This window comes from Niallia alba, from assembly GCF_012933555.1.
Classification (GTDB): domain Bacteria; phylum Bacillota; class Bacilli; order Bacillales; family Cytobacillaceae; genus Niallia; species Niallia alba.
This window is the reverse complement of record NZ_JABBPK010000001.1, coordinates 689,804-715,124: the sequence shown is the minus strand read 5'-3', so window position 1 is coordinate 715,124 and position 25,321 is coordinate 689,804. Positions and strand designations below refer to the sequence as shown.

Below are 25,321 nucleotides of genomic sequence, written 5' to 3'. Positions count from 1 at the left end.
TTGTAATTGTGGTAACTAGGGATGACTAGTTTGAAAGATTATTAATTAGCAAATCCTTAGTCTTTTCTAGGTAGTTTTCAGCACTTTTATTATCAATTGGTTCACTCCAAGTAAAACCGTCGCCTTTGTATCTAGGAATGATATGAAGGTGGTAATGGCCCAATTCATTAAACCTTCCACCATTTGCACAGGTAGTAACGCCGTGTGGCTTAAACACTTTTTTAATTAGCTTTATCATATTTACTGTAGCTTTATTTATCTCTATTTGTGTATCTATATCTATCTCATCAATATCGTGAAAGTGTTGCTTTGGTAATATTAATAAATGCCCTTCATTAAAAGGAGCGATATCTAACGTACAACAAATATGTTCGTTCTCATAAATAATATGTCCAGGAGGGACCAATCCTTTAGCAATCTTACAGCCTAAGCATTCATTCTTTTTCGTCATTTGCTTATCTCCCTATATGTAAAAATTAAGATCCTCTTTACAGTTCTTTTTTTTACTATGAAATCCTTTATAAAACGTAGAACAAACAGGGAAATCTAGAAGGAAAAAAGAAATAGTTGATAAGAGATTTTGATTGATAAAGGGGATTAATTATGGTTATAGAAAAGTTTTTGAGTGAAATTCCATTACTAGAAACCCAAAGTCTTTTATTAAGAAAGATAACATTAGATGATGTTGACGATATATTTGAATTCTCTTCTGATATAGAAGTAGCTCATCATATGACTTGGGAAGCTAATAGAAACAAAGAAGAAACGTTGAATAACTTTGTAAATGTAGTTATTGAGGGATATAAGAGGGGACAATCTGCAGATTGGGCAATTGTCCATAAAGGAAGTAACAAGGTTATTGGCACATGTGCTTTTGTAGATTGGTCTAATCAACATAGTAAGGCAGAAGTTGGTTATGTCTTAAACAAGAATTACTGGGGATATGGATTTGCAACTGAAGCTCTTAGCGAATTAATTAAATTTGGCTTTGAATGCATTAGTCTGAACAGAATTGAAGGTGGATGTGATATTGACAATATTGGTTCAGAAAATGTTATGTTGAAGGTAGGAATGAAATTTGAAGGCATTTTAAGAAAAAATGAATTTATTAAAGGTAAATTTCGTGATACAAAAATTTTTGCGATTTTAAAAGAAGATTTTTATTCCTAGAACATGACTTATAGTAACTAACCTTGTATATTCTATCAGTCCCAGAGGATTCTAATTAAGATTATAGAATTTACTACGGACAAAGACTAAAAGGTTAAAGGAGAAAATAATGAGAGTAAGGGAGTTTCAGACAGGAGACATACCTCAATTGGTGCATTTAATGGATCAGCTTGGCTATCCGACTTCTTTAGAAAAGCTAGAGGGTAGATTTAGTAAAATCCAGTCTCAACCTAATTATTATACATTAGTAGCTGAACTGAATAACAAGGTAGTTGGAATGGTGGGACTATGTCATAACTTGTTTTATGAGTATGATAGCTCCTATGTAAGAATTGTCGCTTTTATTGTAGACCATAGACGTAAAGGAATTGGCCAGAAATTAATGAACGAGGCAGAAAAATGGGCGATAGGACAAGAAGCAACTTATATTATGTTGAATAGTGGAAATAGAGAAGAGAGAAAGATAGCCCATAAGTTCTACCTTAATATGGGCTATAAAGACAAAAGTACAGGCTTTTCAAAGCCATTAGGTAAACGAATTATTAAAAATGGAAAAGACCTTAAACTTTAAGGTCTTTTTCTTACATGTGCGGTTGATCATAGCTGCTTTTAATAGTTGATAAAAGTAAAATATATACATGTACATAGTAAGCCCCCATTCAAACAACGCATATAAACACGCAGCACCTTCTGGTACGATACATGTATGAATCAAAGGAGGTGCATGTCTTATGCCACAACAAAAATTAACGATTGTCCCCGTCACACTACACCCAGATACTAAACATTCTTTATCATCCACTTCTTCAAAAGATCCTTCAATAAGCATTTGCACGATCAAAACGGCAAACGCGGAAATATCCTTCTATGGCGGCGTAGGTGAGCACGTTATCCAAACCGTTATGAGGGAGTTGAAACATCTGTGAAATACGATTATACAAGTGTGAAAAATATCTACATCATTTGCGGAAAGACCGATATGCGAAAAGGCATAGACGGGCTTGCCACACTGATTCAAGATTCTTTCGAACTTGATCCATATGGCGATTCCATTTTCTTATTTTCAGGATGGAGTAAAGATCGCTACAAATGTCTGTATTTTGATGGCGATGGCTTCGCCATGCTTTATAAGCGTTTAGATAGTGGAAAACTTCAATGGCCAAAAGATGAAAATGAAGTACGTAATCTTTCACAACAGGAGCTCCGATGGTTACTTGAAGGGTTATCCATTCAGCAACCAAAAGCCATTCAACCATCACTAAAAGGCGCGTTCTAAAATCGTTCAAGTTGGTACTTTTATCTTTATTTCACTATTCAAACTGATTATAATAGGAGGAACGAAACTGAACGGAAAGTAGTGAATGTTGTGTCGAACGCTTCTTCTAATAACAAAAGTAAAGATGAGAAATTAATTCGACTGCTTGAAGAACAATTAGCTCATTCGAATCAACAAAATAAAAAGTTATCGAAAAAGTTGGATCAATCATTGAAACAGATTGAATCGTTGACGCAACAACTTCAACATTTAACAAAACTCTTATATGGCTCTAAAACAGAAAAATCCAAATACAATACGCCCGACGGGCAAGTGTCCTTATTTGAGGATGACCCGTCTTTTACTGATTCTGAGCACACAGAAGAACAAAGCCAACAGACGATTTCTTATACTGTTGTTCGAAACATCCAGAAGAAAAAGAGAAATGATTCATTGCGAGATGATGTAGAAATAGAAGCGATCCATCATCATCCAGACAATACCATCTGTGACTGTTGTCAACATCAAATGGTTGAAATCGGCGGAACGGTTGTCCGTGAAGAAGCTACATTTATTCCCGCAAAAATGATGAAAGTACAGCATATTGAACATGCCTACGAATGTAGGAACTGCAAAAGTGATGCATCACAATCCGCACAAATTAAGCGTGGAAAAGCACCACAGCCACCGATTCAACGTAGCATCGCAAGCCCTAGCGTGCTTGCGAAAGTCATCTATGATAAATTTGCGCAATACTTACCCCTTTACCGCCAGGTCAAGGAATGGTCACGTTATGGTCTAGATACGAATGATAAAAATCTTTCTAATTGGGTCATACATGCAGCACATGATTGGCTACTACCTATTTATGAACGAATGAAAGAGTTGATGATGTTTAAGTCTGTTCTACATGTCGACGAAACGTATTCCCAAATTATTCATCGTTCTGATGGGAAATCTGGTCAATCCAATGCCTATAACTGGGTATATCGAAGTGTGCCAAGCCAAGGTCCCTTGATTATTCTATTTCAAAGCTCTTTATCACGGGCTCGGTCCGTCCTTGAAAGTTTCACGGAGGGGTATTCCGGTACAATTATTTGTGATGGTTACTCTGCCTATGATAAGATTGGCGGAATTACCTTCGCAAATTGTTGGGCACATGTTCGTCGTTATTGGTTGAAAGCCGACAGTAAGAATGGCCAAGTTGGTGTGAAGTATTGTGATGAATTATATCGACTAGAAAGGAAATTTAAACATTTGTCTCCGAGCAAGCGCAGAAAAAAACGCCAAAAATACTCGAAGCCAATCGTTGACAAATTTCTTAACTGGATTGAAACATCACCATTCTACGGAAAAAATGCCCTCGCAAAGGCAGCTGAATATACGTTGAATCGAGCAAATGGGCTTAGAGCATTCTTGAACGATGGCCGCATTGAGATTGATAATAATCCAGCCGAAAACGCCATCCGCCCCAATGTCATTGGTCGAAAAAATTGGCTCTTTAGTGTTAGTGAAGCCGGTGCAAAAGCGAATGCCATCTGTTTGAGTATCGCAGAAACTGCAAAAAGTAATGGCATTGATTTCTATGAATATATAAAGAAACTTTTGACGGATCTACCGAATATCGGCATCCATCAAAATCCTGAAATTCTAGATCAATACATGCCTTGGTCTAAAATGATTCAAGCAACATGTAATAGAAGATAGATGAGGCCGTATTTTTGATAAAAAATCATAAAAATACGGCTATTTATCATGCGTACCATGAAGGTACGCTGTTTTTTATTTCGGGCTTACTGTACATATTTAAAATATAGTATTAGGTTATAATGGGTCTGGTCAAAAGGTAAGCAAAATAAAAAGCAACCTCGACAATTGGCAAGCGAGGTTGCTTTTTATGCTCGTTGAAGAATGAATGCTACAACGACTAAATTATATCATATTTTACCAATAAATATATATTTTTCTTGTTTTTGCATATGTATAAAAGGAGCGCTTTTTATACATTCTTTCTTCAACCACACACCTGAAGATCATCGTCATATCAACGGTGTATAAAAAGCTGCATACTCAAGCAAAAGAATCCTTAGCTGAACCCTACTGCCGCAAGGGTTCTTTTGCTTGCTTGGTTCCTTTAAGAGACTTTATGTAAACTAGCTTTGCATACTGTATACATTAAGAATTCACTTGTTTTTTATAAGTTAGAAGTGAAAATACAATAAAGGAACTGATTAAAATTGATGTAATATGTGTATCTAAATATAGTTTGTGTTCTACAATCAATGTAATAATTGGAGAAAGTATTATAGCAATGAGTATATAAAGTAAGAGCTTTAAAAAGAATTTTGAGGATCTGAATTTATTTTCAATTAAAGCATAGCTCGGTACTAATAAAATATATAATACGGCTCCTAAACCCATAATAAAAAGTACTGAACTAACGGAGAAAAGCCCTTCTAAATATGAGGCCCTCTTACTATTAAAAAAATCACTAATTAAAAGTGAAAGTCCAATTAGAACTGTTGTGATGAATACGGATGAAATTGGTCTATTCTTCATAAAAACACCTCTCTTATGATAATATATTCCAATTATACACTTGTTTTTAAGCCAAAGGGAGAGAGTGTGAATTATATAAGACTGCCTAGAATGCGGATTATGTTAACTAAATATGTATAAAGTATACATATTTAAAACTATAAAGGTTTTTTTTGAAATGAACAGAATTATATCATTGTAATTAGTACAAGGCGGTGATTAAAATGAACCTTTTTCAACAATTAGTCGATTCTATACATAGAATTTCTAAAAAACAATCTACACTTTTATTAGGAATTGATGGCTGTGGGGGTTCTGGAAAAAGTACATTAGCTGAAAAGTTAAAAGAAGAGTTTGCTAATGTGACCATTGTTCATATGGATGATTTTTATCTTCCTTCTAACCAAATTATAAATACTCATCCAACCAAAAAGCCTATTGGTGCAGACTTTGATTGGGAACGTTTATTAAATGATGTGCTAAAGCCAATTAGTCAAGAAATAGAAGGACGATATCAGCGATATGATTGGGAAAAGGATGATTTAGCAGAATGGCATGTAGTGCCTATCGGCGGAATTGTCATCATTGAAGGCGTATATTCAACTCGTAGAGAATTAAAAAATAAATATGATTTTACTGTTTGGGTTGATTGTTCGAGGGAAATAAGGCTAGCTAGGGGAATTCAAAGAGATGGAGATGCTTCTAGGAACATATGGGAAAATAATTGGATGATTTCTGAAGATATCTATGTAAAAGAACATGAACCCAATAAAAGATCAGACTTTATTATACCTGGAACTGGAAAGGATAGAGGATAACTTGATAGTTATCCTCTTGTTTACTGTTTGAGTGCCGATAAGGCACATTATGTTAACTAACTTTGTATATCGTATACAGATATACAAACAGTATTTCTCTAAAAAACATTCCAAAATTTGATAGAATTAATCTATTCAGATTTCATTGAACTTAAAAGGGGAGAAATATATGTTTGAAGAAAAGGTAGGTATCATTACAGGTGGGACATCGGGGATTGGTTTAGCTACAGCAGAATTATTGGCAAAAGAGGGTATGCATGTTGTTATTGCCTCTAGAAGTATTGAAAAAGGAGAAGAGGCCCTTTCCAGGTTAAAAAAGTGGTCTCCCAAATCGATCTTTATTAAAACGGATGTAACTAATAGTCAGGATGTCAAACAGCTTGTTAGCCAAACATATTCCACATTTGGGAGCATAGATATTGCTTTTAATAATGCGGCCAACACAGAGGCTTCTTCTAATGCTACACATCAGTTCAGGGAAGAAGATTTTGACCATTTAATTAATGTTACGTTAAAAAGTGTATGGCTTTGTATGAAATATCAGTTACAAGTAATGACAAAACAAAATAGTGGCGTCATCGTTAATACATCTTCTATGGATGCACTCTTATGTTCTGCAGGAACTGGTGTGTATGCTGCAGGAAAAAGTGGGGTTATAGCTTTGACGAAATCAGTTGCTCAAGAATATGGTCATCAAAATATAAGAATTAACTCCCTTTGTCCTGGTGCATTTCGTACATCTATGCTAGAAGAAAAATTCTCTATTCTATCTCCAGAGGAAAAAGTAAAGCTAAATGAATCCTATCAGAAGTTAAATGCATTAGGTAGAATTGGTGATCCATTTGAAGCAGCAAAAGCTGTAAAATGGCTTCTTTCTGACGATGCATCTTTTGTTACGGGTCAAAACATTATTGTAGATGGTGGAATCGGGTTTAAAATTGAATAACTTTGTAGAGTTATCAATTGATTTTATCACTACCTATAAATGGTTTTATGTTAACTCAAAGTGAACATATATGTGCAGTTGTAGAAAACATCGTGTTCAAAAGAATGAACACGATGTTTTAATGATTTTTTCAATTTGTGTCTTTTAATCTCATAACTTTTCCGTCTGCACTTAGTTCTACTTCGTATCTAATTTTAGATATATCTTTCCATTCACCTCTTCCAAAGAATTGAGGATTTAATAAGAAAACGCCTGTTTCTTTTTTTATTAGAATATTCTTTTTGGTTAACTGATTAACTGCATTAGTTACTGATTGTTGTTTAATCCCTAAATTCTCAGCTACAATTCGTTTATATCCTGAGTTAATAATGATAAATTGGCCTTTATTTGCATAAGTTACGCCCTTTATAAGCTCGTATAATACTTTACTTATCCATCCTTGTATTTCTGCTAACACAACAATATTGTCGAGATATACTTTTATGTAGTCTGGTTCTTTTCCGTAGTTAAAAGAAACACTTGTCGTTTCTTCCGTTATTTCTCCGTTCATATGGCTCTTTTTTACAATTTTAGCATAACGACATTGTAAATATAGTAAATTTTTGTTTAATTGTTTTAGATTTATACATATTCCTAGTCCCAAATGATGAACTTGAGTACAGAACATATCCCATTAAATTGAAAGATAATAAGGGAAGCATCAGAAAACTGCAGTTTTCCTGATGCTTCCCTTATTATCAAGTTTCCACTTGTAATTCATTCATCTTGGTAATCAACTTAAATCAATGTATCTGAGAATATAAATAGGATTCCCCCATAACGTTTAAAGGACTTTTGTAAAATAAAAGCCGATGATTACTTAGCGTAGGAATCATTGGGTTTTATTTTGTTGAAATTTCTTAGCGTATGTTTTGCGCTTTTCGTTGGTAGGACCCCTTTTAGGACATTATTTTTCTTAAATTCCTTTGTCACTTCACTTAAATACACAGTATTCCATACGCTTATTGCATTAATTAATATATTTAATGCACTAGCTCTTTGTAGTTGATCTTGTATCCCACGTTCTCTGAATTCACCACGTTTACCAAAAAATAAAGCTCTAGCCAATCCATTCATGGCTTCTCCTTTATTTAGTCCACGATGTATCCTTCTTCTTAATGTTTCATTCGTAATATAGTCAAGAATAAAGATTGTTTTTTCAATTCTCCCAATCTCTCGAAGAGCTGTAGCTATTTTATTTTGTCTTGCATATGAACCTAATTTCCCCATGATTAATGACCCAGAAACTCTTCCTTCTCGAATTGAATGTGCCAGCCTTAAGACATCATCAAAATTCTCTTTAATAACGTTTGTGTTAATCTTGCCCCGAAGTATGCCTTTTATGATTGACGAAACGCCATATGATCAATGGTTACCAGAGATTCATAAAGATATTATCTTATTTTCAGATGAAGCGGTAGCAAGTTCTTTTAATAGCACCCAATACAAAAATATTGAATCGTTTAAAAACTATAATACAAATGGAAATATTCATAAGCTTGCATTAGATTATCACTATGAGGAACCATTTCAAAGAATTCTAGGGTTAGATGAATTTGACCTCATACGATTAGCACATTTAAGGGAATATCTTAATATTCCAGGGCAGGGCTTATTAAGTGCAACTACTTATCGTGATAAATTACTTATGAAAAAGCATCTTGATTATCATAATATTGCTATCCCAGAATATAGGGAATTAAAGTCTCCCATTGACTTAATTGAGTTTATTGAGGAATACAAATATCCGGTAATTGTTAAGCCTAGAAATCTAGTTAGTTCAATGGGGATAGTTTTAATTAGAAGTGAATCTGATTTACAAAAATTTTTAGAAAATGATTTCGAAAAAAATATGATGGTGGAAAATTATATTGAAGCAAAATTATATCATATTGACGGTCTAGTAAAAGACGGTGAATTAATGTTTGTTTGGCCATCTGCTTATTTGTCCCTGAATCGCTGTTGGTTAAATGATGGCTTCACTTCTAGTTACATGCTTGAACCAAAAAATCCAACTTTCAATAAATTGATTGATTATACCAAAAAGGTACTAAAGGCTATGCCTTCACCAGATATTTTCACTTTTCATTTAGAGGTTTTTGAGGAGAATAACGGAAAGTTATTAGTTTGTGAAATTACAAGTAGAACTGGTTTAGGAAGAGTAAATAAAATGCTTGAAGAATGTTGTAGCATTAATTTAAATCGCTCTGTTTTAAGGTTACAATGTGGACTTGAAGAAAATGTGAAACCAAAATTAAATAATTTAGGCGGATGGATTCTTTGCCCTCCTAAATGGGGGAAGTTGGTTAAAATCCCTACTAATATACCTTTTGATTATATCAAAGACTATCAAATACATGGACAAATAGGGGATTCTTATACAGGCGGAGATTTTAGCGGTGATAAAATAGCAAGTATGATTTTAGTGGGAAAAGATGAGGTTGAACTTAGAAAAAATATGAATGAGGCCTATAAGTGGTTTGAAGAGCATACCATTTGGTCAAAAGACTATACTACCTCTACTGATCTAACAAAATTCCCCTTGTTTAAAGTCTAATACTTATATCTAAACTAAATAAGAAGGATGCTAAAGTTTTTTTAGCATCTTTTTGTCTTTGTATACTGATTGCAAATGCATATTGAAAACAATTTATTTTAAACATAATAACAAATGAACCAATTTATATAATCGAATCAATTTCATAAATTAAATCCTTAGAGCCACAAGCTATCAAATGTACGAAAAAAGGAGTACCTCCCCAAAATGTCGAAATAAGTAAGCACCACACAAACTTATAAGACTGGAGGAAGACTCCCTATGACTATTATACGACAAGGAAGCCTATTTGACCTACAAGAATTATATAATTTAGAACCTACCCAACGTTTTGAAGCTATTTTTTCTTCTATTGATATAGACCCAATCTTCGCTGTGGTAACGAAGAAATCACGTTTTGGAAGACCCGTTAAGTTGAACTATGCAGCGATGATTTATTCACTCGTTGCTAGAATCACAGAGCGTATTTCATTTATTAAAGATTTAGTGAAAAGATTACAGAATGACATGATTTTTCGCCTTGATTGTGGCTTTTTAGTGTCAGATACTATTCCGTCAGAAGCAGCTTATTCCAGAATGGTCACAATCCTCAGTGAATCGAATGTACTTGAAAAAGTCCAAGGAACCTTGCTTCATCAAGCGATTTCAGAAGGTTTTATTTCCGATGACACAGTAGCCATTGACGCTACACACTTTCTCGCAAAAGATGGAGCACCACCAAAGGAAGAACAACCGAAAAGTGAACCGAAAAAGCGTGGGCGTAAATCAAAAGAAGAATATGAAAAATGGCTCATTGAAAAGGCGGAACTGGAAGCCAATCTGCCTCTTTTTGATAAAAAAATCGAAGATCAGTTAGACATTCCTTTAGCCGACCTTCGAGCTGAAATTCCTCAAGATCCACAGTGGGGTGTGAAAAAAAACAGTGAAGGAAAAAACGTTTTTTGGTATGGATTTAAAGCTCATTTGGCTGTTGGAACATCCAGTCAATATATTCTTCAATCCCTTCTTTCTTCGGCCAACTTGAATGACGGAAAGGCTGCGATTCCTTTATTAAAAGGAATTCATGAACGAATATCGCTTTCTTCTTTACTCTATGAAACAATGGACGCTGGTTACGATTTTGAAGCCGTTTATACGCAAATACATCGAATGGGTCATCGAGCTGTGATTGCTTATAATAAACGCAATGAACCAGAACCAATTGGTTTTGATAAGCATTTCGCTCCTACTTGTGTCCGTGAACATTCCTATCGCTATGATAGCTTTGAAGTAAAATATGAAACACTAAAATACACACGTCCAAACGAATGTAAAGACTGTCCACTAGCCAATGATGCTCTATGTCAAAAGGTGTATAAAGTAAAAATCACTACAGATTTAAGAAAATTTACAGCGCCAGCACGTGGATCTCAAACATGGAAAAAAATCTTCAAAAGACGCACGGCGGTAGAACGTGTGAATGCTTATCTTAAGGGATATTTCCAATTAAACAATGTTCGTTATCGTACAGGAAAAAAGGCTAAAGTCCATTTTGACCTCGTTACGTTAGTTTATAATGCTTCAAAATTAGCTGCAGACCGTCTTAATCAAATGTTAAATCAACAACAAGTTGCTTAATCAAAGTAAAAAAATTAAAAGGAATTAAATTCTGCAAGTTTTTGATTTTTTAAAAGTTAGACTTATGAAATTGACTCATTACATTAAAATATATAATTTTTTCTATAAATATCTTTTTCTAAGGATATGGCATCAAAGTCCTTTTTTGCCTTAGTTCCTAATGATCTGATTGATAATAATATTTTTTGCTAATAATAATCTCTTTATATTGTAATCACCACTAACAAATTTCTCGAAGTTTATTCGAAGCCTGTAACCTGCATCTTTTTCTTTTTTCTTAAATAGTTTTCTTTCTTTAAAAAAGCCTGATTCCTCATACTCAGGAGAGAGATTTACGACAATTGGAGTTATTCCAATACTTTGTAATTCACTACCATAGTTTTTATCCTTAAGGCTTTCTAGTTTAGCTTCAAATTCATTTCTAATCTCTCTAAATTGTTCGGCTACCTCCATGTCGGTCTCCCCACTTAGAAATATTTCCATTTTAGTCAACCCATTATGCTTCTAAAATATATAATTTGATTTCCAGCCTTTCATATCACTTATATTTTTTGAAAATTTAAGTGGATTTAAAAAATCCTTTTGCCTCTATCCTACCCTTAAAAGGGTTAATAAACAAAAACAGTCCAAGATACGCTTGGCTTGAATAAGATCCTGCATATAATGGACTTTTTAAAATGTATTGTTATGGAAAAAACGCATCCTTTACTTTAAGTACATTTATTCACAAACTAAAACACTGACCCATTGTACGGATGTAATAAGGAAGATTGTTTCCATAACATAAAATAATATAGATAAAAGTACCAGCAACTAACAAACTTTTGGATAAACACTCACTTGATAAAATCATATTTTATTCTTCTTTTAACCAAAATAAATACTATTTTAGCGATGGCTAAACAAATTACTTGGCATCCTAAGAACCTCAAATTTCCAAAGCTAAGAAAGTCTTACCGCTCCTTAAGGCAGAATTAAGTGTCTCTCCATTAAAAATAAACGGGTAATAACTGACAAGAAACCAACCTCTTAAACTAGACACAATAATGGTTTAACGCTGTCCATTATGATGTATTGGTTCTACGATCCTTCTATCCATATTCTGTATAAAATAATTTTTTTAACAGACACTATAAAAAACGTTGAAGGAAATGATAAGAATGACAGAGCGTAATAATAATGAGAGCTTGCCAGGTTATGAAAAAATTAAATCGATTCTTAATGAATCACCCGACTTGAATTGTCGAAAGATTGAAGCTGGACAAGTGGGGATTCATATTATTTTCATGAAGAATTTAATTAAGCCAGAGATTCTAAATGAATATGTCATTAAATACATTGAACAACTTTCTGTAGAATACTTACATTACACCTATTTAATGAAAAACATTCCTATAGAAGAAATAATGGTAAATATAGAGGAACAAGAAGTTATCTCTTCCCTATTAAATGGATTTGCTTATATTTATTTCTTAGAAGAGAAAAAGGGATTCATGGTGAACTGCGCAAATCCCATTGAACGCTCTATTGAGAAAGCAGAAACAGAATCGTTAGTATATGGACCTAAAATTTCGTTCACTGAATCATTAACTTCTAACGTTAAGATAATCAGACAAAATCTAAATGATTATAATTTGTGCACGGATGAAATAAAGATTGGGGAACGCGTTCAAAAGCAAGTAAGAATTGTATATATAAAAGATATTGCGAACGATGACACTCTTCAGACACTTAAGGAAAGGATTAAACAATTAAAAACGGATAATATAAGTGACAGTGCCGTTTTGGCTCAATGCCTAGAAGATAATCATTACTCTTTATTTCCACAATTTATATTAACAGAGCTGCCCGATCGATTCATCTACTCGATTATAAACGGGCGAATTGGTGTTTTTATAGATGGTAGCCCAGTAGGGATTATAGGTCCTGCTAATTTTTTCTCATTTTTCGAATCAACAGAAGATATCTATTTGAGATGGTCTTTAAGTACATTTATTCGTTTTATCCGATTTTTTGCTATGGTAGGTTCTATTTTTTTAACAGCCATTTATGTGGCTGCCATGACTTATCATTTTGAACTCATACCATCTAAATTGTTATTTATCATTGGACTATCACGTTCACAAGTTCCTTTTCCGCCCTTATTAGAAGCACTCTTACTAGAATTGTTAATTGAGTTACTTAGAGAATCTGGTGCCCGCCTTCCTTCAAAAGTAGGACAAACAATGGGAATTGTAGGAGGTATTGTCATTGGCCAAGCAACGGTTGAGGCAGGATTAACTAGCAATATTTTAATTATCATTGTTGCATTTAGTGCATTAGGGGCATTTTCGGCTCCTATTTATGAAATGGGCACTGCTGTCAGAATTGCTAGATTTCCAATCATTATTTTAGCAGGTGTTTGGGGGTTAAATGGAATCATTTTTGGTATATGTATTCTAATGGTTCACTTGTTAAAATTAACTTCTTTAAATAAACCTTATCTTGCACCTCTATATCCGCTAAGAATGAAAGATTTGCAATATTTTTTAATACGTCTCCCCCACCATTTTTATATGAGGCGACCGTTAGTAAATCGACCAAAAGACTCCATTCGCCTGAAGGAGCGATTAAGAAATATAACAGATTTAGATGAATTTTGAGGTGCAAAATGAAATCAAATATACGATTTGTTAACGCCTTTATGGCGTTTTATATCATACACACTTCGCAAATTGGTATGGGAATTCTTGAAGTTCCAAGAATTGTGTATCTAGAATCAAAAAAAGATGCTTGGATATCCATTTTACTATCTGGTTTATTCGTTAGCTTGATTACATGGTTAATGATTTCTATCCTAAAAAAAAATGAAGGTGGTACTCTTTTTGAAATTCATGAACATATATTCGGACGCTTGATTGGTAGTATTTTTAACTTCCTTATTGTCATTTACTTTATTGCCGTCCATTATTCGATTACCATTAGTTATGTCGAGTTGTCACTAACATGGGGATATGAAGGTGTCTATGAATGGGTCGGGGTATTGGTTTTATTAATATTAACCATTTATGCTGTATCCGGCGGATTTAGAGTAGTGACCGGTGTTTGCTTCTTATCCTTTTTATTGACTATATGGCTGCTATTTGTTGTGTACCAACCACTTCAAACCATAAACCTAACTAGGATTTTACCTATTATGACGACAACTCCTTCAGAAATTATGAAAGGAGTTTTCAAGAGCAGTTATACAATGTTAGGTTTCGAGACGTTATTTTTTATTTTTCCATTTATAAAGGAGAAAAATAAACTACAGCTGTTTAGTCAAATAGCAGTCTGGTTTACGACCATTCTTGTTTTAATAACAACTGTTGTTTCTATTTTATTTTTTAGCGCGAAAGAATTAGAGAAGAATGTATGGCCTGTTGTCAGCATGATTAGCACGGTCCATTTTCCATTTATTGAGCGCTTTGAATTTGTTGCGGTTCCATTATGGATTTTAGTTATTTTTCCAAACCTATGTATCACTCTGTATATTTCTTCCATGGGTATTAAACAGATTTTTCATATAAAACAGAAATATGGAATATGGCTCATCTCCATTATCCCTTTTATCTGCAGTTTTTTAATTACTAAAAGAGTAGATAATAATTATTTTTTTGATCAAATTGGCAAAATTGGATTTTTTCTGTGGTTTATCTATCCGATTTTCTTGTATGGAATAACCATTATAAAATCAAAAATCAATACTCGTTCCAGAAGGAGTTGAAAGAATGAAAAAAATTGTTATTCTGCTGTGTTCTCTTCTTTGTACTGCATGTATGGCCCCTGAAAAAATAATAGAAATGCAAGGAATTTCAACGATTATTGGTTTTGACTTGCTTGATGACAATACATACAAAGGCACTATCAGTTTGTTACAATTTGACCGAAAAGAAGAAAAGACAAGTGTAACCCTTTCTGCCGACGGAACGACTAATAAACAAATCAGACAAAAACTAGAGGAACAGACAAGCCATGATATTACGTCTGGTCAATTAAGGACCATACTGTTTAATAAAAATATGGCAGAAACAGTAGGAATTTCTTCTTTTCTGGATTCTATGCAACGAGATAGCAGTATCAGTTATTTAATCTTTTTGGCCATTACTGATAATGCTGAGGAGACGATTAAAAATAAAAACTATGAAGAATATCCCGAAATGGGATCCTATATCTATCAACTATTGGATAAACACGAAAAGAAAGAAATGTTAGTCAACTCCAACTTACATGATTTTATAACCACACTATATGAAATTGGTATCGATCCTACCCTACCCATGATAAAAAATGCAAATGGGGTAGCACCTTCTATAGATGGTGTTGCATTATTCAAAGAAGATAAAATTGTTGGATCTATTTCGTTGATAAACACCCTTTACATAAAATTATTCACAAATAATAAGGCATTTTTAGGGGATATAACTGTAGAGATTGCTGCTGAAGAACTAGAGAAAAGAGGTATGGCCGAACTCAACCTTCCTAAAAGTGATATTTATAAGATTACACTTCATCCAATAAAGTACAAAGGAAACATTGAAATAAAGAACGAAGAATTGGTTCATTTAAATGCAACGATTTCCGTTTCAACATTAGAATTTCAACCATCTATTTCTGTGAAAAATAAAGATTCACTAAACAAAATGGAGCAACTAATTGGTGAAGCCCTAAACAAAGAATTTGGATATATACTTGAGGAATTTAAAAATTTAAATACGGATCCCATCGGAATCGGAAGAAAAATAAGAAGTGTTAGAAAATATTCCCATTTAACTGAGGGAGATTTAAGACAAAAATATTCAGCACTAAAGATAAAACCAAATATAAAGGTGGAAATTAAGCGAACTGGAGCAGTTGATTAACATGTTTTTTTAGGAACAAAATCGTTAACGCGACTTAACCACGACCCAAGTGTTGAAGAATGTACCACAAGTATCGCATTCATAAATCAAAACACCACGTATCCTTAAATCCACTGTTATTTACCGAATAAGCGTTGAAAGAACCCTTTCTTGCTTTCTTCTTCCCTTTTCTCTTCTGCAGCTGCAATTAGCTTCTTTGTCTCCTGGACTTCCCTTAATGATTGGATCAGTGTTTCGTCACGCTTATTAAGCCGTTCTTCTATGTATTTCTGTTGTTGATCTAACCGTTCCAATAATGCTTTGTTAAACTGTTCTTGCTGTTTTTGGCGTTCTTCTTGATGTTCTATGTATGTCATCAAACGTTCGATAAATTGATTATCAGAACGCATTGAAGGAACGTTGTTTTCCTGTTCTATTTCCGTCTCATCAGAGAACGGTGCCTTCTGATGCTTTGTTGTTACTACTAAAGAAGCGTTATTCATTGACATGTTTTTCTCTTGAACAAGTTTTTGAAATTGTTGGAGAACGATTAAGTCTTGCTGCGTGAATATCCTCTTGTTCTGATCCGTTCTGTAAAAGTTATAACCGTGTTCTTCTAAAGATAAGCACCATTTACGCAATGTACTGTCACCAATGTTCAAACGGTTCGTCATATCTCTTACAGTTAGTGTTCCGTCCGTTCCACTCATAGTAAAAACCTCCGATCTCATTTACCGTTATTGTATAGAAAGATAGAAAGCTTGGACAGATGGAACTGATATTCGATTTATCGTCAGATTAAAGTATTGTCCGATTTATATTATTGTTTTAACTATAAAAAACACTTCCCTGAAATTAGGAAGTGTTTGAAAATTTTAAATCATGCTATTATGTAAGAAAAGAAAATAAATAAAACTACCAAGGTAGGCAGTTAGGTAAGCAACAAATTTCACGCATCACCAGGATGAGTGAATGTTTTGTCTTTATATAGTTCGCACTACCAGAGTGAGAACTGATATGTAAACCAATATTACCTAATAATATATTCTTTGTCAACCTTCCGAAGAGGGGAAAATGATGGTTCAAAATGAAAATATAAAAGTGTTTTTTGATGAGAGTGGGAAAAGAAAGGATAAACCTAATCTTATGGGTGGACTTTCAATTCCTTCTAAGATCTATTCTTTACCAGAAATTGAAGCTTTATCCCAACAATTAAGAGATGGAACCGTAAAGCTTCACTGGAAAGATGTTACGGGTAAAGCTGATTATCGTACAAATATCGTTAAGGCTTTAAATCTTATTGCTGAATATCATCATTTGCTTAAATTTAACGTTATTCATTATGACTACTCAATGTTAGCGAATAGAAGGGGATTTGGTGAGGATTTAATCGATAGGATGATTTATACAAAATTCCCAGAACGTATAATATATGGTCTTTTGAGGGGATATGGTCGTACTGTAGACATCACAACTGACATCTACATAGAAGACTCTACAGAATATAAAAGCTTTCAGTTAAATGATTTAATAAAAGAGCAGCTCAATATTCAATCATTGTATCGGGGAGAACATTATGTGGTATTAACAAGTCAGTTAGTGCCAAAAGGGGAAGAAATAGGGGTGGAGATAACAGATCTCTTACTCGGTGTTATTCGGAATATTATTGAAAATAAACCTGATTCAGAATCAAAACAGTATCAAATTAGAAATTCAGTAATAATTAGCCTTCTAAAAAACCCTAAATTCTACTCGTTGATTAGCAATATTAAGTATTTTGAATGGAGTAATGTCAGAGAGTTAACGGAAATTAATTTTAATGATTATTTACAGATCTTCATTGCAAATCATTATGAATATTGGAAGTAAAGCATCTTTTTTTGAAGGTGCTTTTTTTTGATCCTCTTACCCCAAAATTGGGGTTTGATTTCGATATTATGTAAACTAAATCAATGGACGGAAAATTTCGTTTATTAAAAATCGTATTAATAAAGGATTTGTTTAAAATTCAATACATAAGTATTGTTAAGTATTGAATCTAAAAATACTGGTTATTATAGGTATAAAAATAATCAGTACTTAATTTAAGAATTTTATTAAAAATCTTTACTCTAATTCCCAGTGAATTTACACCTCCTAAAATGTTACAATTTATAGGAGGGGTAGCGTCAGGAAAATGCGGATTTACAACGTTAAGGAAATCAAAATATAAAAAGTCTAATTTCTCGGTGTTATAAGTGAAAAATTTGGCTTTAGTTACTTCATTAAAGCGCCTGATTGTTGAAGACTAAAGTTTATATTCATCAAGAAAATTGATGTGCTCTTATCCTAACAAATTTTATTTAGGACTTACATGTATGCCTTCACTCTCTCGCCAATCTGCATAGAGTATACGCTTTACATTATTATATCCATTAGTAGTTAATTGGTTATCTAACCACTGTTGATCAAATCCGAGTTCATGTAAATTATCCCATAAAATTTCCCCATCTATTTTTAAAGATGTTGGGACGTCTACTGGACTTTCTGGAAGATTGAGATCTTGCTTGTCTGGTTTTTGATACTTGGAATTTAATAATAGTGTTGTGTAAATAACTATTTATAAAGAGTAAAAAATGAACAAACGCCAACACCTTGAACATAGGGTTTGGCGTTTTCTCTATACGAATTTTGACCCCTCTCTATTTGGGATGGCTAGACTTCCATTTTATAGTCTAATAAAATTTTCCTTAAATCCTGTCTCGGTATTTCCAAATTAATTGTCACCCGTATAAGTTCGTCCTCTTTATCACTTTCCCGATCCGACAATTCGATTTCGCGATCAGATTGAGTGGACAACTCCACACCTTCCCTCACATCGGAATTAACGTCTTCTTTACCACTTATTGATTCTCCATACAACATTTCCCACTGTTCATATAAGTTTTTTGCTGTGTGATATTCATCAAGATCAGCTTCTGTATCTATCTGTAATTTTTCTTTCAACCCACGACATGACTCTTCCCATTCCTCTAAGGTCTTCAAATCAAATAATTTTGAAAACCTTGGTTTCATTCTTTCCCAATGCAAATAAATGTTATCACACCATTTCAGCAACTCTTCACGATATTGTATTTCTTCTACTTCTTCCACTCCTCTTCATCTCCCGACCATAATTTTCATCCATAATATTCAAAAAACAATCGACATGTTTAAAAGTACAAATAGGTAAATTTCGTTAATGCTTCTGGTTATGAAAAGGTAAGTGGCCTCCGGTAATTGATAATAGACTTATCAAAAGTAAATTATTCAAAATGACACAAACCTTTTATTAAAACATCCTTGTTAATGATTTTTACCTATTTGATAATAACAATTTCATCATATGCTCCGCGATTGTCCAATGACTAGACAGTTGCCTAATTGTTATTAATTGGAATTACTTGGTCAATAATCATTGCTTTTAAAATTCCAAGTGCAAAGGCTTGTAGTTATTCCACCAGATGAAATAGTTATAGCCGAAAGAAAGAAAGTTTCTGTTGAAACGAATAAACCCCCAAGACAAATAACAAAAACATCCATAATGAAAATGATGATCCCAACATTAATTTTAATGAATTCAGAAAAGTACTGGGCTAATAAATCTGTTCCACCTGTGCTTGTCTCGAAGCGAAGCATAAGACCAATGCCAAAACCAATGAATACACCACCTGTAAATGAACTAAGAATTGGTGAAAATTTTATAGGAACTTGATTAACGTTATGAAAAAGGTCAATAAAAAATGATGATAAAAGCATACCGTGCAAACTATTAAAAAAATATGAACGATACTTAAACCAAGCTAGAGCAAAAATGGGGATGCTCAATACCATTATCGTGAACCCGGCGTTTGTATTTAATAAATAACTAATAATTAAACCTAGGCCAATAATTCCGCCATCTAAAACTTTGTTTGGTATTAAAAAAGTATTTATTCCCAACGCTATTGACATGCTGCCTACAAGAATAGCAACTGCTTTCATAAAATATGGCATTTATTAAGAACTCTCCTGTCTAAATGGACGTGTTCTATGTATATGCCAAAAACGTTAGAATTATAGACAACTTTTACTTCACTGAATATAACTTCTGAAGTGCAAGTAGACGCAACATAAGCGCAAAAAAACGATAACTAATAACCCTAGCCCTTGTAGGTCAAGTAACCCTGTTTAAAGGAAAATGTCTATTAATGATACAAAAAAACTACCCGAGGTGAGGCAGTTTTTGCAGATAGACATTAAATTTATTCAATTATAATATATGATATAGGTGCATTCCCAGTTTACTCCCTTTATTTTACACTAGGCGATAACATAAATACGATTTTGATACTTCTGCTCTTTCCCTACTAACGAATAGGTATCACGACTTCCTTCTAGAGTATTTACATCATTTGTAGCAGAATATTTAGTTGAAAAAATTTCCTAGCGTTTTTAAATTTAACGGCTGAAGAAAAACTTTCTATATATACATATACCCGAATCAATTTTAAAAAAATATTTTTCCAAAGATTTTATTTTCAAGATTCGACTTAATGATATTATATAAAAAAATGGTACTACTTTTTTGTTATGTGTCTTAAGATCATCCAAGATAGCGAAATAAACCATTATCCTTTTAAAATAGGCATCACTTTATCAATAGCTTCTTGTAGTTTTTCACTATTTTTACTATACATTTGCTTAGCTTCTTTTGATTCGGTTCCAAGAGCAAACAGCTCTAAGTCTGCTTGGCACTTTTTCATGGTCGAAAGAATTAAAGGTCTTTCTTGAGGAGATGCGACTTGTAATTGATCGTCAAACAGGTCAACTGTTAACTCTCCATAGGAATTAACTTGTCCAAGAAAAACATTTTCTACCGTTACACCAAGTTTTTCTAATTCAGTGTGTAACCAAGCACGGCTTCGTCCAATCGTCGCAAGTGGTTCATCCATTATCACACCATCCATAATAACAGTCTGAGACTCTTTAATTGAAGCAACCGTCAAGTTTAGATCCTTTGCTGTTAATGGATGGTTTTCTTTCTTTAACATGACGGATAAATCCCCTGTTGCCTCTAATACAGCGAATTCTATAAACAAGAAAATGGTGAAAAAAGCGAGGTATACATTAGTAATGTACAAGGACTATACTGAAAATATTTTAGGAACAAAACCACGAGCTAGACATAAGAAAATAATTGAAAATTATTTAGATGAAAGTTTTACCAATCCTATCATACATAAGGAAATTCATGGTGATAAAGTCTATGTCCCCTTAGATTTAAACAGGGTCTGGAATAGGATAAATTAATATTTAGTTTAGCCACAAATACTCCCCACCTAAGTATAGGTGGGGAGTATTTAATGCTATCTAGAGGTGGGGGGGTCTTTAAAACTAGTCTAAAATACCTGCATATTTTTGACCGCTGTGTGGCAATCTACCTAAAGTGATTACAACATTGTTAACAGGAGGAAACATCATGCAACAAATGCAGACGGGTATGAATAATCAACAAGCACAAGCTTTAATGACACAACCGCCTGAAATAATGTCAACAAAGGATCATCTCTATGTAAACGATATGTTAAGCTGGAATTTACTTGCGATGAAGAAAATGCATTTTTTCGCTCAACAATGTCAAAATCCCGAAGTAAGAGCAGCACTTGAACAAGCTGGACAAATGCATGATCGACACTATCAACAGCTGCTTCAACAGATGCAACAGTATGTATCTCAACCTTCACAAAATATGAATCAATAAGGAGGAAACTATAGTGGAAAATAATACTCCAAATAGGATTAAAAATCCTGAAACACCAGTCCCTAAGACGCCGCAAATGAACGATAGAGATTTTCTAAACGATGCCTTAACTACGGAAAAATATATATCTTCCTCATACTCGACTGCATTAAAAGAAGCTAGCCATGAATCGTTGTATCGTACAATAGCGTCTGTTTCCCAAGAAACAGAAGACTGTCACCGCAATCTATATAACTTAATGTTTAAAAACGGATGGTACGGTTTGGAAAAAGAAACTCCACAAACTATTCAACAATCGGTTCAGCAATTTTCTAACTACATGCAAAGTCAAGATCCATATAGAGGTAATGTAATACAATAAAAGAACACGTGTTCAAGAAGAATAAACTCAAGGTAAAACAACAATAGTTATGCGAGACAAAAGGTTGGTTAGTTGTTAACCAACCTAGAAAATAATTTAGAATTTACAACAATCGAAAGGGTGGCGGTAAGATGAATCTTAAGTGGATGAAACTTTTATCAACGGTTTTTCTTTCAATTTTCTTGTTATTAGGGTGTAATAATGGAGATGATGTTTCCAGGGTCAATTTTTCGTTTTAGGGGAAATTAAGAAATGTTATCAGTTACAGATTTACTTACGATACAGAAAAAACCAAATATAAAAGACGTTTCCCTTCAACTATTCCAAGAGTTTTACAAGGAACATTTATGTGGAAGAGTTTTTCATTTTGAATTAGATGATACCGATAGACCATCGATTAAACTGCGTTTCAAAGAAGAAAACCTGTGTCACTTATTAGGGATTCAATACATAGTGGCTAAGCTTAAAAATAAACATGAGTATGCTGGTAAAACAGGTTATCAAAAGCTAGAAAATGGAACGCTCACTTTTGACTTTTTGAAAGCTACAGATAGGACATGGTTCAAATCAAAAAGAAATCGAATGCTGTATTTTCCATTTGTACATCAAATTGTTCAAAACCCAACAGTAATTGTCTTTTCAAATGACGGTTTAAACACAAATCTTGATGTTGATGCATTAGTCGTTTGTTCACTCAATGAAGGTGGTGTATCTATAACGGTATCTCCATCCTTTACGCCTGCATTGTCAACACTCCAAAAACCAGTAGTCATCGCATCGGCAATAACTGCTAACTTTTCATCTGGTTCTTCACAAGTCTCTGGAATTTTGAAATGAGTAAAGTTGGCAAATGGCACTCTTAAATATTCAGCTTGCCCACCTGGATAGCCCCCCGTCGTACCAGAATATCCAAAATAGGCACCCATATCACCATTATCATTTGAATTATCACATTGGCTTTCCAAATGATTTTTACAGTAATGGCATTCACCGCATGCTATATTAAAAGGAATAATGACACGATCTCCCTTTTTTAGTTTGGTCACGCCTGGACCAACTTCTTCGACGATTCCCATTGGTTCATGACCAATAACATAGTTTTCTTGCAGGTTAGGAATCATGCCGTGAATTAAATGTAAATCAGACCCGCATATAGCTGTACTCGTTACTTTGATAATCATGTCATCTGGTTTTTCAATCTTTGGATCTGGAACTTCTTTCACTACAACATTTTTAATACCTTGATATGTTACTGCCTTCATTGGTCACAGCCTCCAGTGTTAGTGTTCATCAGGTGTCCGGTCAAACATACCTTTTCTATTGGTCTCAACAGGAAATAGATTCATTTTGCCAATCATCAAGGTATTGTTGGCTGAAAGTTGATCTAGTTTATACTGTTCACTTAGTTCGTATGGATGGAACCATTTTTTATTAATCATTAGTTCTGTAATTTCTTGGTACATGGCAATCCCTTGCATTAACTGGTTTCGTAAGACCGTTCTAACATCAGGTGATGCGGACTCCGTTAATGCGACAGCAATATTGCGCACGCCTTCTTTGGCACGAAGAAGTAAATCCATCGCAAATGTGGTATCTGCCAGCTCTGGTACGTGCAGTGAGTTTATAGGGTCTAAATAGTCATGGTTCAATGAATTTGCCTCCTTTTCAATTGACTATTGGCGTTGGACGGTTTTGAGGAACAGGAGCTTCAAAAGGTGCACGTTGATAAATTGCCTGTAATTCCCCAAGCGCTTCGATGGATTGTTCAACATCTTTTTGCATTAACGCTCTCAAATCTTGATCAAATACCAATCCTTGCATTAGTTTTGATTTCGCTAAGCAAAGGGTTTTGAAATTAATAACTTCATGCAAATCCAATGATTCATGATCGGCTAATTTTTGATTATCCATTTCTACTTAACCTCCTTATTCGTTAATACAATCAATTGTATTGTTCCAAAAATAGGAGGAAACATTCTTTAAGGTTTTTTATAATCGGTAAAATTCATAAATGGGAGGAATTCATTAATTTGTGTAGCTGGGGATGATGGCTGCTGCGGTCCTTTTTTCATGTACAAAAAAAATGTTCAACCAGATATATCGTAAGTCCGAAATATAAATACAGAATTGAACTTACCAACATTATAAAAATTTCCAGGAACAGTTTAACATTTACCAAATAAACTGTTCCTAATTTTAAGTTTATTTATTATCAAAAGGTCGGAGCAGGAAATTCATCAATTTTGATACGAAGTAAACTATAAGGTTTCTGTCGTAAGTCTTTTCCATAATGAAATCTAGGCTGTCGATGTAATTGGTTCACAATGACATACAAATATTGATCCGGACCAATTGAAAAAGTATCCGGCCACAACATTCTCGGGTCATGTATGATCGTTTCCATTGTGCCATTTGGCAATATCTTGCGGATACAGTTGTGTTCATAATCTCCAGCATAAACAGTTCCCTTTGCATCAGTGATCATTCCATCAGATGCACCTTTTTCTCCCCAATACTCCACATGATAAGGTAATTCCATGTCCGGTATGCTTCTGTCTCTCAGGGCTTCTGTTGTGATCGAGAACAGATGACGACTGGTTAGTGGACAAAAAAATAATACCCTTCCATCAGGCGAAATCGCAATACCGTCAGAAGCCAGTCTAAATGGAGAAGTACTGCCATCTTTATTTCGATTCATTAATACTTTTCCTTCTACTTTCGGTATAAAATAGGGATCGGGTGAAGTTGAATTTGCCCCATTTAACCGTCTGAAGGCGTTCCATCTGCTAAATCTACGACGATTATAGCTCCTGGTCCTGTTGAAGAAGAATCCGTTATATAAGCATACCCTGCTTTTCCAACACGAAAATCAAAACGGACATCATTCAAATAAGTTGTAGGCAGGACAACATCTTCTGTAAAGGTATATACTTTTCTTATTGTATTCGTTTCTAGATCAACAGCGACTAATTTTGCCCCCCCTTTAATAGGTTCAGAAAAATTGGGTGCAGCTGTATCTAATACCCAAAGTGTTCCCCTTCCATCAGCAACTACACTTTGGACACTGATAAAAGTCCTTGTAAAATTCTCGGGGTTAACCAAATTGGTTTGTAAATTAGGATAAGGCTGCAATTTATCCTCAACAATTTCCGCCACCGTAAATTTAACATCGTCTCCCCATTTCGGGAAGCAAATGAAAATACGACCGGTTTCTGAAACAGTAACACCTGTAGGCATAGCCCCATAAAATGGATAAACCAGTTCAAAATTACCGAAATATTTTTCACTAGGTAACATAGGTATCATCATATCCTCCTTAAGCATCAAACGGGATATCACCTATATATGATTTATATTTTTTCTAGTGCATGTTTCTTAATAAGTTTTTTTCTATAAAACA

24 protein-coding genes and 5 pseudogenes are annotated in these 25,321 nt (G+C 34.0%); 16 read left to right on the top strand and 13 right to left on the bottom strand.

Features of this window, described 5'->3' with window-relative positions; all coding sequences use genetic code 11:
* Positions 1–25 precede the first annotated feature (25 nt).
* On the bottom strand, positions 26–451 hold the full coding sequence (locus tag HHU08_RS03620) for an HIT family protein (RefSeq protein ID WP_061786470.1): 426 nt from the start codon (positions 449–451) through the stop codon (positions 26–28).
* Between the two features lie 152 nt (positions 452–603).
* Here HHU08_RS03620 and HHU08_RS03615 point away from each other — a divergent pair, with 152 nt between their 5' ends.
* From HHU08_RS03615 to HHU08_RS03585, 7 genes are all read left to right on the top strand, one after another.
* The gene (locus tag HHU08_RS03615) at positions 604–1,170 is read left to right on the top strand and encodes a GNAT family N-acetyltransferase (RefSeq protein WP_061786471.1); all 567 of its coding nucleotides are present in this window, start codon (positions 604–606) and stop codon (positions 1,168–1,170) included.
* A 109-nt stretch (positions 1,171–1,279) separates the two neighbouring features.
* The gene (locus HHU08_RS03610; RefSeq protein WP_169187812.1) at positions 1,280–1,741 is read left to right on the top strand and encodes a GNAT family N-acetyltransferase; all 462 of its coding nucleotides are present in this window, start codon (positions 1,280–1,282) and stop codon (positions 1,739–1,741) included.
* A 160-nt stretch (positions 1,742–1,901) separates the two neighbouring features.
* Positions 1,902–2,096 (top strand): hypothetical protein, encoded by a 195-nt coding sequence (locus tag HHU08_RS03605; RefSeq protein ID WP_025908917.1) that lies wholly within the window; start codon positions 1,902–1,904, stop codon positions 2,094–2,096.
* The gene (gene tnpB / locus HHU08_RS03600) at positions 2,093–2,446 is read left to right on the top strand and encodes an IS66 family insertion sequence element accessory protein TnpB (RefSeq protein ID WP_139367959.1); all 354 of its coding nucleotides are present in this window, start codon (positions 2,093–2,095) and stop codon (positions 2,444–2,446) included. The genes HHU08_RS03605 and tnpB overlap by 4 nt, the downstream gene beginning before the upstream one ends.
* 90 nt (positions 2,447–2,536) lie before the next feature.
* Positions 2,537–4,132 carry an IS66 family transposase gene (gene tnpC / locus HHU08_RS03595; protein WP_169189603.1) on the top strand — a complete coding sequence of 532 codons (1,596 nt, stop codon included), beginning with the start codon at positions 2,537–2,539 and terminating at the stop codon, positions 4,130–4,132.
* A gap of 1,055 nt (positions 4,133–5,187) precedes the next feature.
* Positions 5,188–5,781: a uridine kinase family protein gene (locus HHU08_RS03590; RefSeq protein WP_169187811.1), complete on the top strand. Its 594-nt coding sequence runs from the start codon at positions 5,188–5,190 to the stop codon at positions 5,779–5,781.
* 169 nt (positions 5,782–5,950) lie between these two features.
* Entirely contained in the window at positions 5,951–6,727 is a 777-nt protein-coding gene (locus HHU08_RS03585) for an SDR family NAD(P)-dependent oxidoreductase (RefSeq protein ID WP_169187810.1), read from the top strand.
* A gap of 130 nt (positions 6,728–6,857) precedes the next feature.
* On the opposite strand, the gene HHU08_RS03580 is transcribed toward HHU08_RS03585, so the two are convergent.
* Both HHU08_RS03580 and HHU08_RS03575 read right to left on the bottom strand, forming a co-directional pair.
* Positions 6,858–7,277, bottom strand: coding sequence for a replication/maintenance protein RepL (locus HHU08_RS03580; protein ID WP_061786475.1), 420 nt, complete (start codon positions 7,275–7,277; stop codon positions 6,858–6,860).
* A gap of 386 nt (positions 7,278–7,663) precedes the next feature.
* Positions 7,664–8,110 (bottom strand): annotated as a pseudogene (locus HHU08_RS03575) (Tn3 family transposase); the annotation flags it as partial.
* 1 nt (position 8,111) lies between these two features.
* On the opposite strand from HHU08_RS03575, the gene HHU08_RS03570 reads away from it, so the two are divergent.
* Both HHU08_RS03570 and HHU08_RS03565 read left to right on the top strand, forming a co-directional pair.
* On the top strand, positions 8,112–9,323 hold the full coding sequence (locus tag HHU08_RS03570) for an ATP-grasp domain-containing protein (RefSeq protein WP_224427707.1): 1,212 nt from the start codon (positions 8,112–8,114) through the stop codon (positions 9,321–9,323).
* A 261-nt stretch (positions 9,324–9,584) separates the two neighbouring features.
* Positions 9,585–10,940: a transposase gene (locus HHU08_RS03565; protein ID WP_169187604.1), complete on the top strand. Its 1,356-nt coding sequence runs from the start codon at positions 9,585–9,587 to the stop codon at positions 10,938–10,940.
* A gap of 150 nt (positions 10,941–11,090) precedes the next feature.
* On the opposite strand, the gene HHU08_RS03560 is transcribed toward HHU08_RS03565, so the two are convergent.
* Positions 11,091–11,423: an Imm44 family immunity protein gene (locus tag HHU08_RS03560; RefSeq protein ID WP_318010530.1), complete on the bottom strand. Its 333-nt coding sequence runs from the start codon at positions 11,421–11,423 to the stop codon at positions 11,091–11,093.
* Positions 11,424–12,100: 677 nt separating this feature from the next.
* Here HHU08_RS03560 and HHU08_RS03555 point away from each other — a divergent pair.
* Genes HHU08_RS03555 through HHU08_RS03545 form a run of 3 tightly spaced genes read left to right on the top strand, consistent with a single transcriptional unit; the run spans position 12,101 to position 15,820 of the window.
* Positions 12,101–13,582 carry a spore germination protein gene (locus HHU08_RS03555; protein ID WP_169189602.1) on the top strand — a complete coding sequence of 494 codons (1,482 nt, stop codon included), beginning with the start codon at positions 12,101–12,103 and terminating at the stop codon, positions 13,580–13,582.
* An 8-nt stretch (positions 13,583–13,590) separates the two neighbouring features.
* Positions 13,591–14,685 carry a GerAB/ArcD/ProY family transporter gene (locus tag HHU08_RS03550; RefSeq protein WP_169187808.1) on the top strand — a complete coding sequence of 365 codons (1,095 nt, stop codon included), beginning with the start codon at positions 13,591–13,593 and terminating at the stop codon, positions 14,683–14,685.
* Positions 14,686–14,689: 4 nt separating this feature from the next.
* The gene (locus HHU08_RS03545) at positions 14,690–15,820 is read left to right on the top strand and encodes a Ger(x)C family spore germination protein (protein WP_169187807.1); all 1,131 of its coding nucleotides are present in this window, start codon (positions 14,690–14,692) and stop codon (positions 15,818–15,820) included.
* Positions 15,821–15,936: 116 nt separating this feature from the next.
* Here the strand turns inward: HHU08_RS03545 and HHU08_RS03540 are convergent, their stop codons facing one another.
* Complete coding sequence (locus tag HHU08_RS03540; protein ID WP_169187806.1) at positions 15,937–16,509, bottom strand: DUF3967 domain-containing protein; 573 nt, start codon at positions 16,507–16,509, stop codon at positions 15,937–15,939.
* 364 nt (positions 16,510–16,873) lie between these two features.
* Between HHU08_RS03540 and HHU08_RS03535 the strand changes: the two genes are divergently transcribed.
* Entirely contained in the window at positions 16,874–17,668 is a 795-nt protein-coding gene (locus tag HHU08_RS03535; protein ID WP_169187805.1) for a DUF3800 domain-containing protein, read from the top strand.
* Between the two features lie 469 nt (positions 17,669–18,137).
* On the opposite strand, the gene HHU08_RS25655 is transcribed toward HHU08_RS03535, so the two are convergent.
* From HHU08_RS25655 to HHU08_RS03520, 4 genes and pseudogenes are all read right to left on the bottom strand, one after another.
* A complete protein-coding gene (locus HHU08_RS25655) occupies positions 18,138–18,392 on the bottom strand; it encodes a YetF domain-containing protein (RefSeq protein ID WP_328823064.1) in 255 nt (84 codons plus the stop codon).
* Between the two features lie 101 nt (positions 18,393–18,493).
* Positions 18,494–18,931 (bottom strand): hypothetical protein, encoded by a 438-nt coding sequence (locus tag HHU08_RS03530; protein WP_160549868.1) that lies wholly within the window; start codon positions 18,929–18,931, stop codon positions 18,494–18,496.
* 294 nt (positions 18,932–19,225) lie between these two features.
* Positions 19,226–19,813, bottom strand: coding sequence for a YitT family protein (locus HHU08_RS03525; RefSeq protein WP_169187804.1), 588 nt, complete (start codon positions 19,811–19,813; stop codon positions 19,226–19,228).
* Positions 19,814–20,427: 614 nt separating this feature from the next.
* Positions 20,428–20,892 (bottom strand): annotated as a pseudogene (locus tag HHU08_RS03520) (YetF domain-containing protein); the annotation flags it as partial.
* Positions 20,893–21,287: 395 nt separating this feature from the next.
* On the opposite strand from HHU08_RS03520, the gene HHU08_RS03515 reads away from it, so the two are divergent.
* From HHU08_RS03515 to HHU08_RS25875, 3 genes and pseudogenes are all read left to right on the top strand, one after another.
* On the top strand, positions 21,288–21,560 hold the full coding sequence (locus tag HHU08_RS03515; protein WP_169189601.1) for a hypothetical protein: 273 nt from the start codon (positions 21,288–21,290) through the stop codon (positions 21,558–21,560).
* A gap of 13 nt (positions 21,561–21,573) precedes the next feature.
* Positions 21,574–21,921, top strand: a complete 348-nt coding sequence (locus HHU08_RS03510) for a spore coat protein (protein WP_174752363.1) — start codon at positions 21,574–21,576, stop codon at positions 21,919–21,921.
* A gap of 252 nt (positions 21,922–22,173) precedes the next feature.
* Positions 22,174–22,545: pseudogene (locus HHU08_RS25875) on the top strand (PBECR4 domain-containing protein); the annotation flags it as partial.
* Positions 22,546–22,634: 89 nt separating this feature from the next.
* On the opposite strand, the pseudogene HHU08_RS03505 reads toward HHU08_RS25875, so the two are convergent.
* From HHU08_RS03505 to HHU08_RS03490, 4 genes and pseudogenes are all read right to left on the bottom strand, one after another.
* Positions 22,635–23,183, bottom strand: a pseudogene (locus HHU08_RS03505) (alcohol dehydrogenase catalytic domain-containing protein); the annotation flags it as partial.
* Positions 23,184–23,201: 18 nt separating this feature from the next.
* Positions 23,202–23,570, bottom strand: a complete 369-nt coding sequence (locus tag HHU08_RS03500; protein ID WP_126409024.1) for a spore coat protein — start codon at positions 23,568–23,570, stop codon at positions 23,202–23,204.
* Positions 23,571–23,586: 16 nt separating this feature from the next.
* Positions 23,587–23,832: a spore gernimation protein GerQ gene (locus tag HHU08_RS03495; protein WP_108897239.1), complete on the bottom strand. Its 246-nt coding sequence runs from the start codon at positions 23,830–23,832 to the stop codon at positions 23,587–23,589.
* A 301-nt stretch (positions 23,833–24,133) separates the two neighbouring features.
* Positions 24,134–25,227, bottom strand: a pseudogene (locus tag HHU08_RS03490) (L-dopachrome tautomerase-related protein).
* Positions 25,228–25,321: the final 94 nt, after the last annotated feature.

Excerpts from the sequence above, each read along its gene's own strand:
- HHU08_RS03620 (WP_061786470.1), bottom strand. The coding sequence starts at position 451 with ATGACGAAAAAGAATGAATGCTTAGGCTGTAAGATTGCTAAAGGATTG.
- HHU08_RS03615 (WP_061786471.1), top strand. The coding sequence starts at position 604 with ATGGTTATAGAAAAGTTTTTGAGTGAAATTCCATTACTAGAAACCCAA.
- HHU08_RS03610 (WP_169187812.1), top strand. The coding sequence starts at position 1,280 with ATGAGAGTAAGGGAGTTTCAGACAGGAGACATACCTCAATTGGTGCAT.
- HHU08_RS03605 (WP_025908917.1), top strand. The coding sequence starts at position 1,902 with ATGCCACAACAAAAATTAACGATTGTCCCCGTCACACTACACCCAGAT.
- HHU08_RS03590 (WP_169187811.1), top strand. The coding sequence starts at position 5,188 with ATGAACCTTTTTCAACAATTAGTCGATTCTATACATAGAATTTCTAAA.
- HHU08_RS03585 (WP_169187810.1), top strand. The coding sequence starts at position 5,951 with ATGTTTGAAGAAAAGGTAGGTATCATTACAGGTGGGACATCGGGGATT.
- HHU08_RS03580 (WP_061786475.1), bottom strand. The coding sequence starts at position 7,277 with ATGAACGGAGAAATAACGGAAGAAACGACAAGTGTTTCTTTTAACTAC.
- HHU08_RS03565 (WP_169187604.1), top strand. The coding sequence starts at position 9,585 with ATGACTATTATACGACAAGGAAGCCTATTTGACCTACAAGAATTATAT.
- HHU08_RS03560 (WP_318010530.1), bottom strand. The coding sequence starts at position 11,423 with ATGGAAATATTTCTAAGTGGGGAGACCGACATGGAGGTAGCCGAACAA.
- HHU08_RS03555 (WP_169189602.1), top strand. The coding sequence starts at position 12,101 with ATGACAGAGCGTAATAATAATGAGAGCTTGCCAGGTTATGAAAAAATT.
- HHU08_RS03550 (WP_169187808.1), top strand. The coding sequence starts at position 13,591 with ATGAAATCAAATATACGATTTGTTAACGCCTTTATGGCGTTTTATATC.
- HHU08_RS03545 (WP_169187807.1), top strand. The coding sequence starts at position 14,690 with ATGAAAAAAATTGTTATTCTGCTGTGTTCTCTTCTTTGTACTGCATGT.
- HHU08_RS03540 (WP_169187806.1), bottom strand. The coding sequence starts at position 16,509 with ATGAGTGGAACGGACGGAACACTAACTGTAAGAGATATGACGAACCGT.
- HHU08_RS03535 (WP_169187805.1), top strand. The coding sequence starts at position 16,874 with ATGATGGTTCAAAATGAAAATATAAAAGTGTTTTTTGATGAGAGTGGG.
- HHU08_RS03525 (WP_169187804.1), bottom strand. The coding sequence starts at position 19,813 with ATGCCATATTTTATGAAAGCAGTTGCTATTCTTGTAGGCAGCATGTCA.
- HHU08_RS03515 (WP_169189601.1), top strand. The coding sequence starts at position 21,288 with ATGCAGACGGGTATGAATAATCAACAAGCACAAGCTTTAATGACACAA.
- HHU08_RS03495 (WP_108897239.1), bottom strand. The coding sequence starts at position 23,832 with ATGGATAATCAAAAATTAGCCGATCATGAATCATTGGATTTGCATGAA.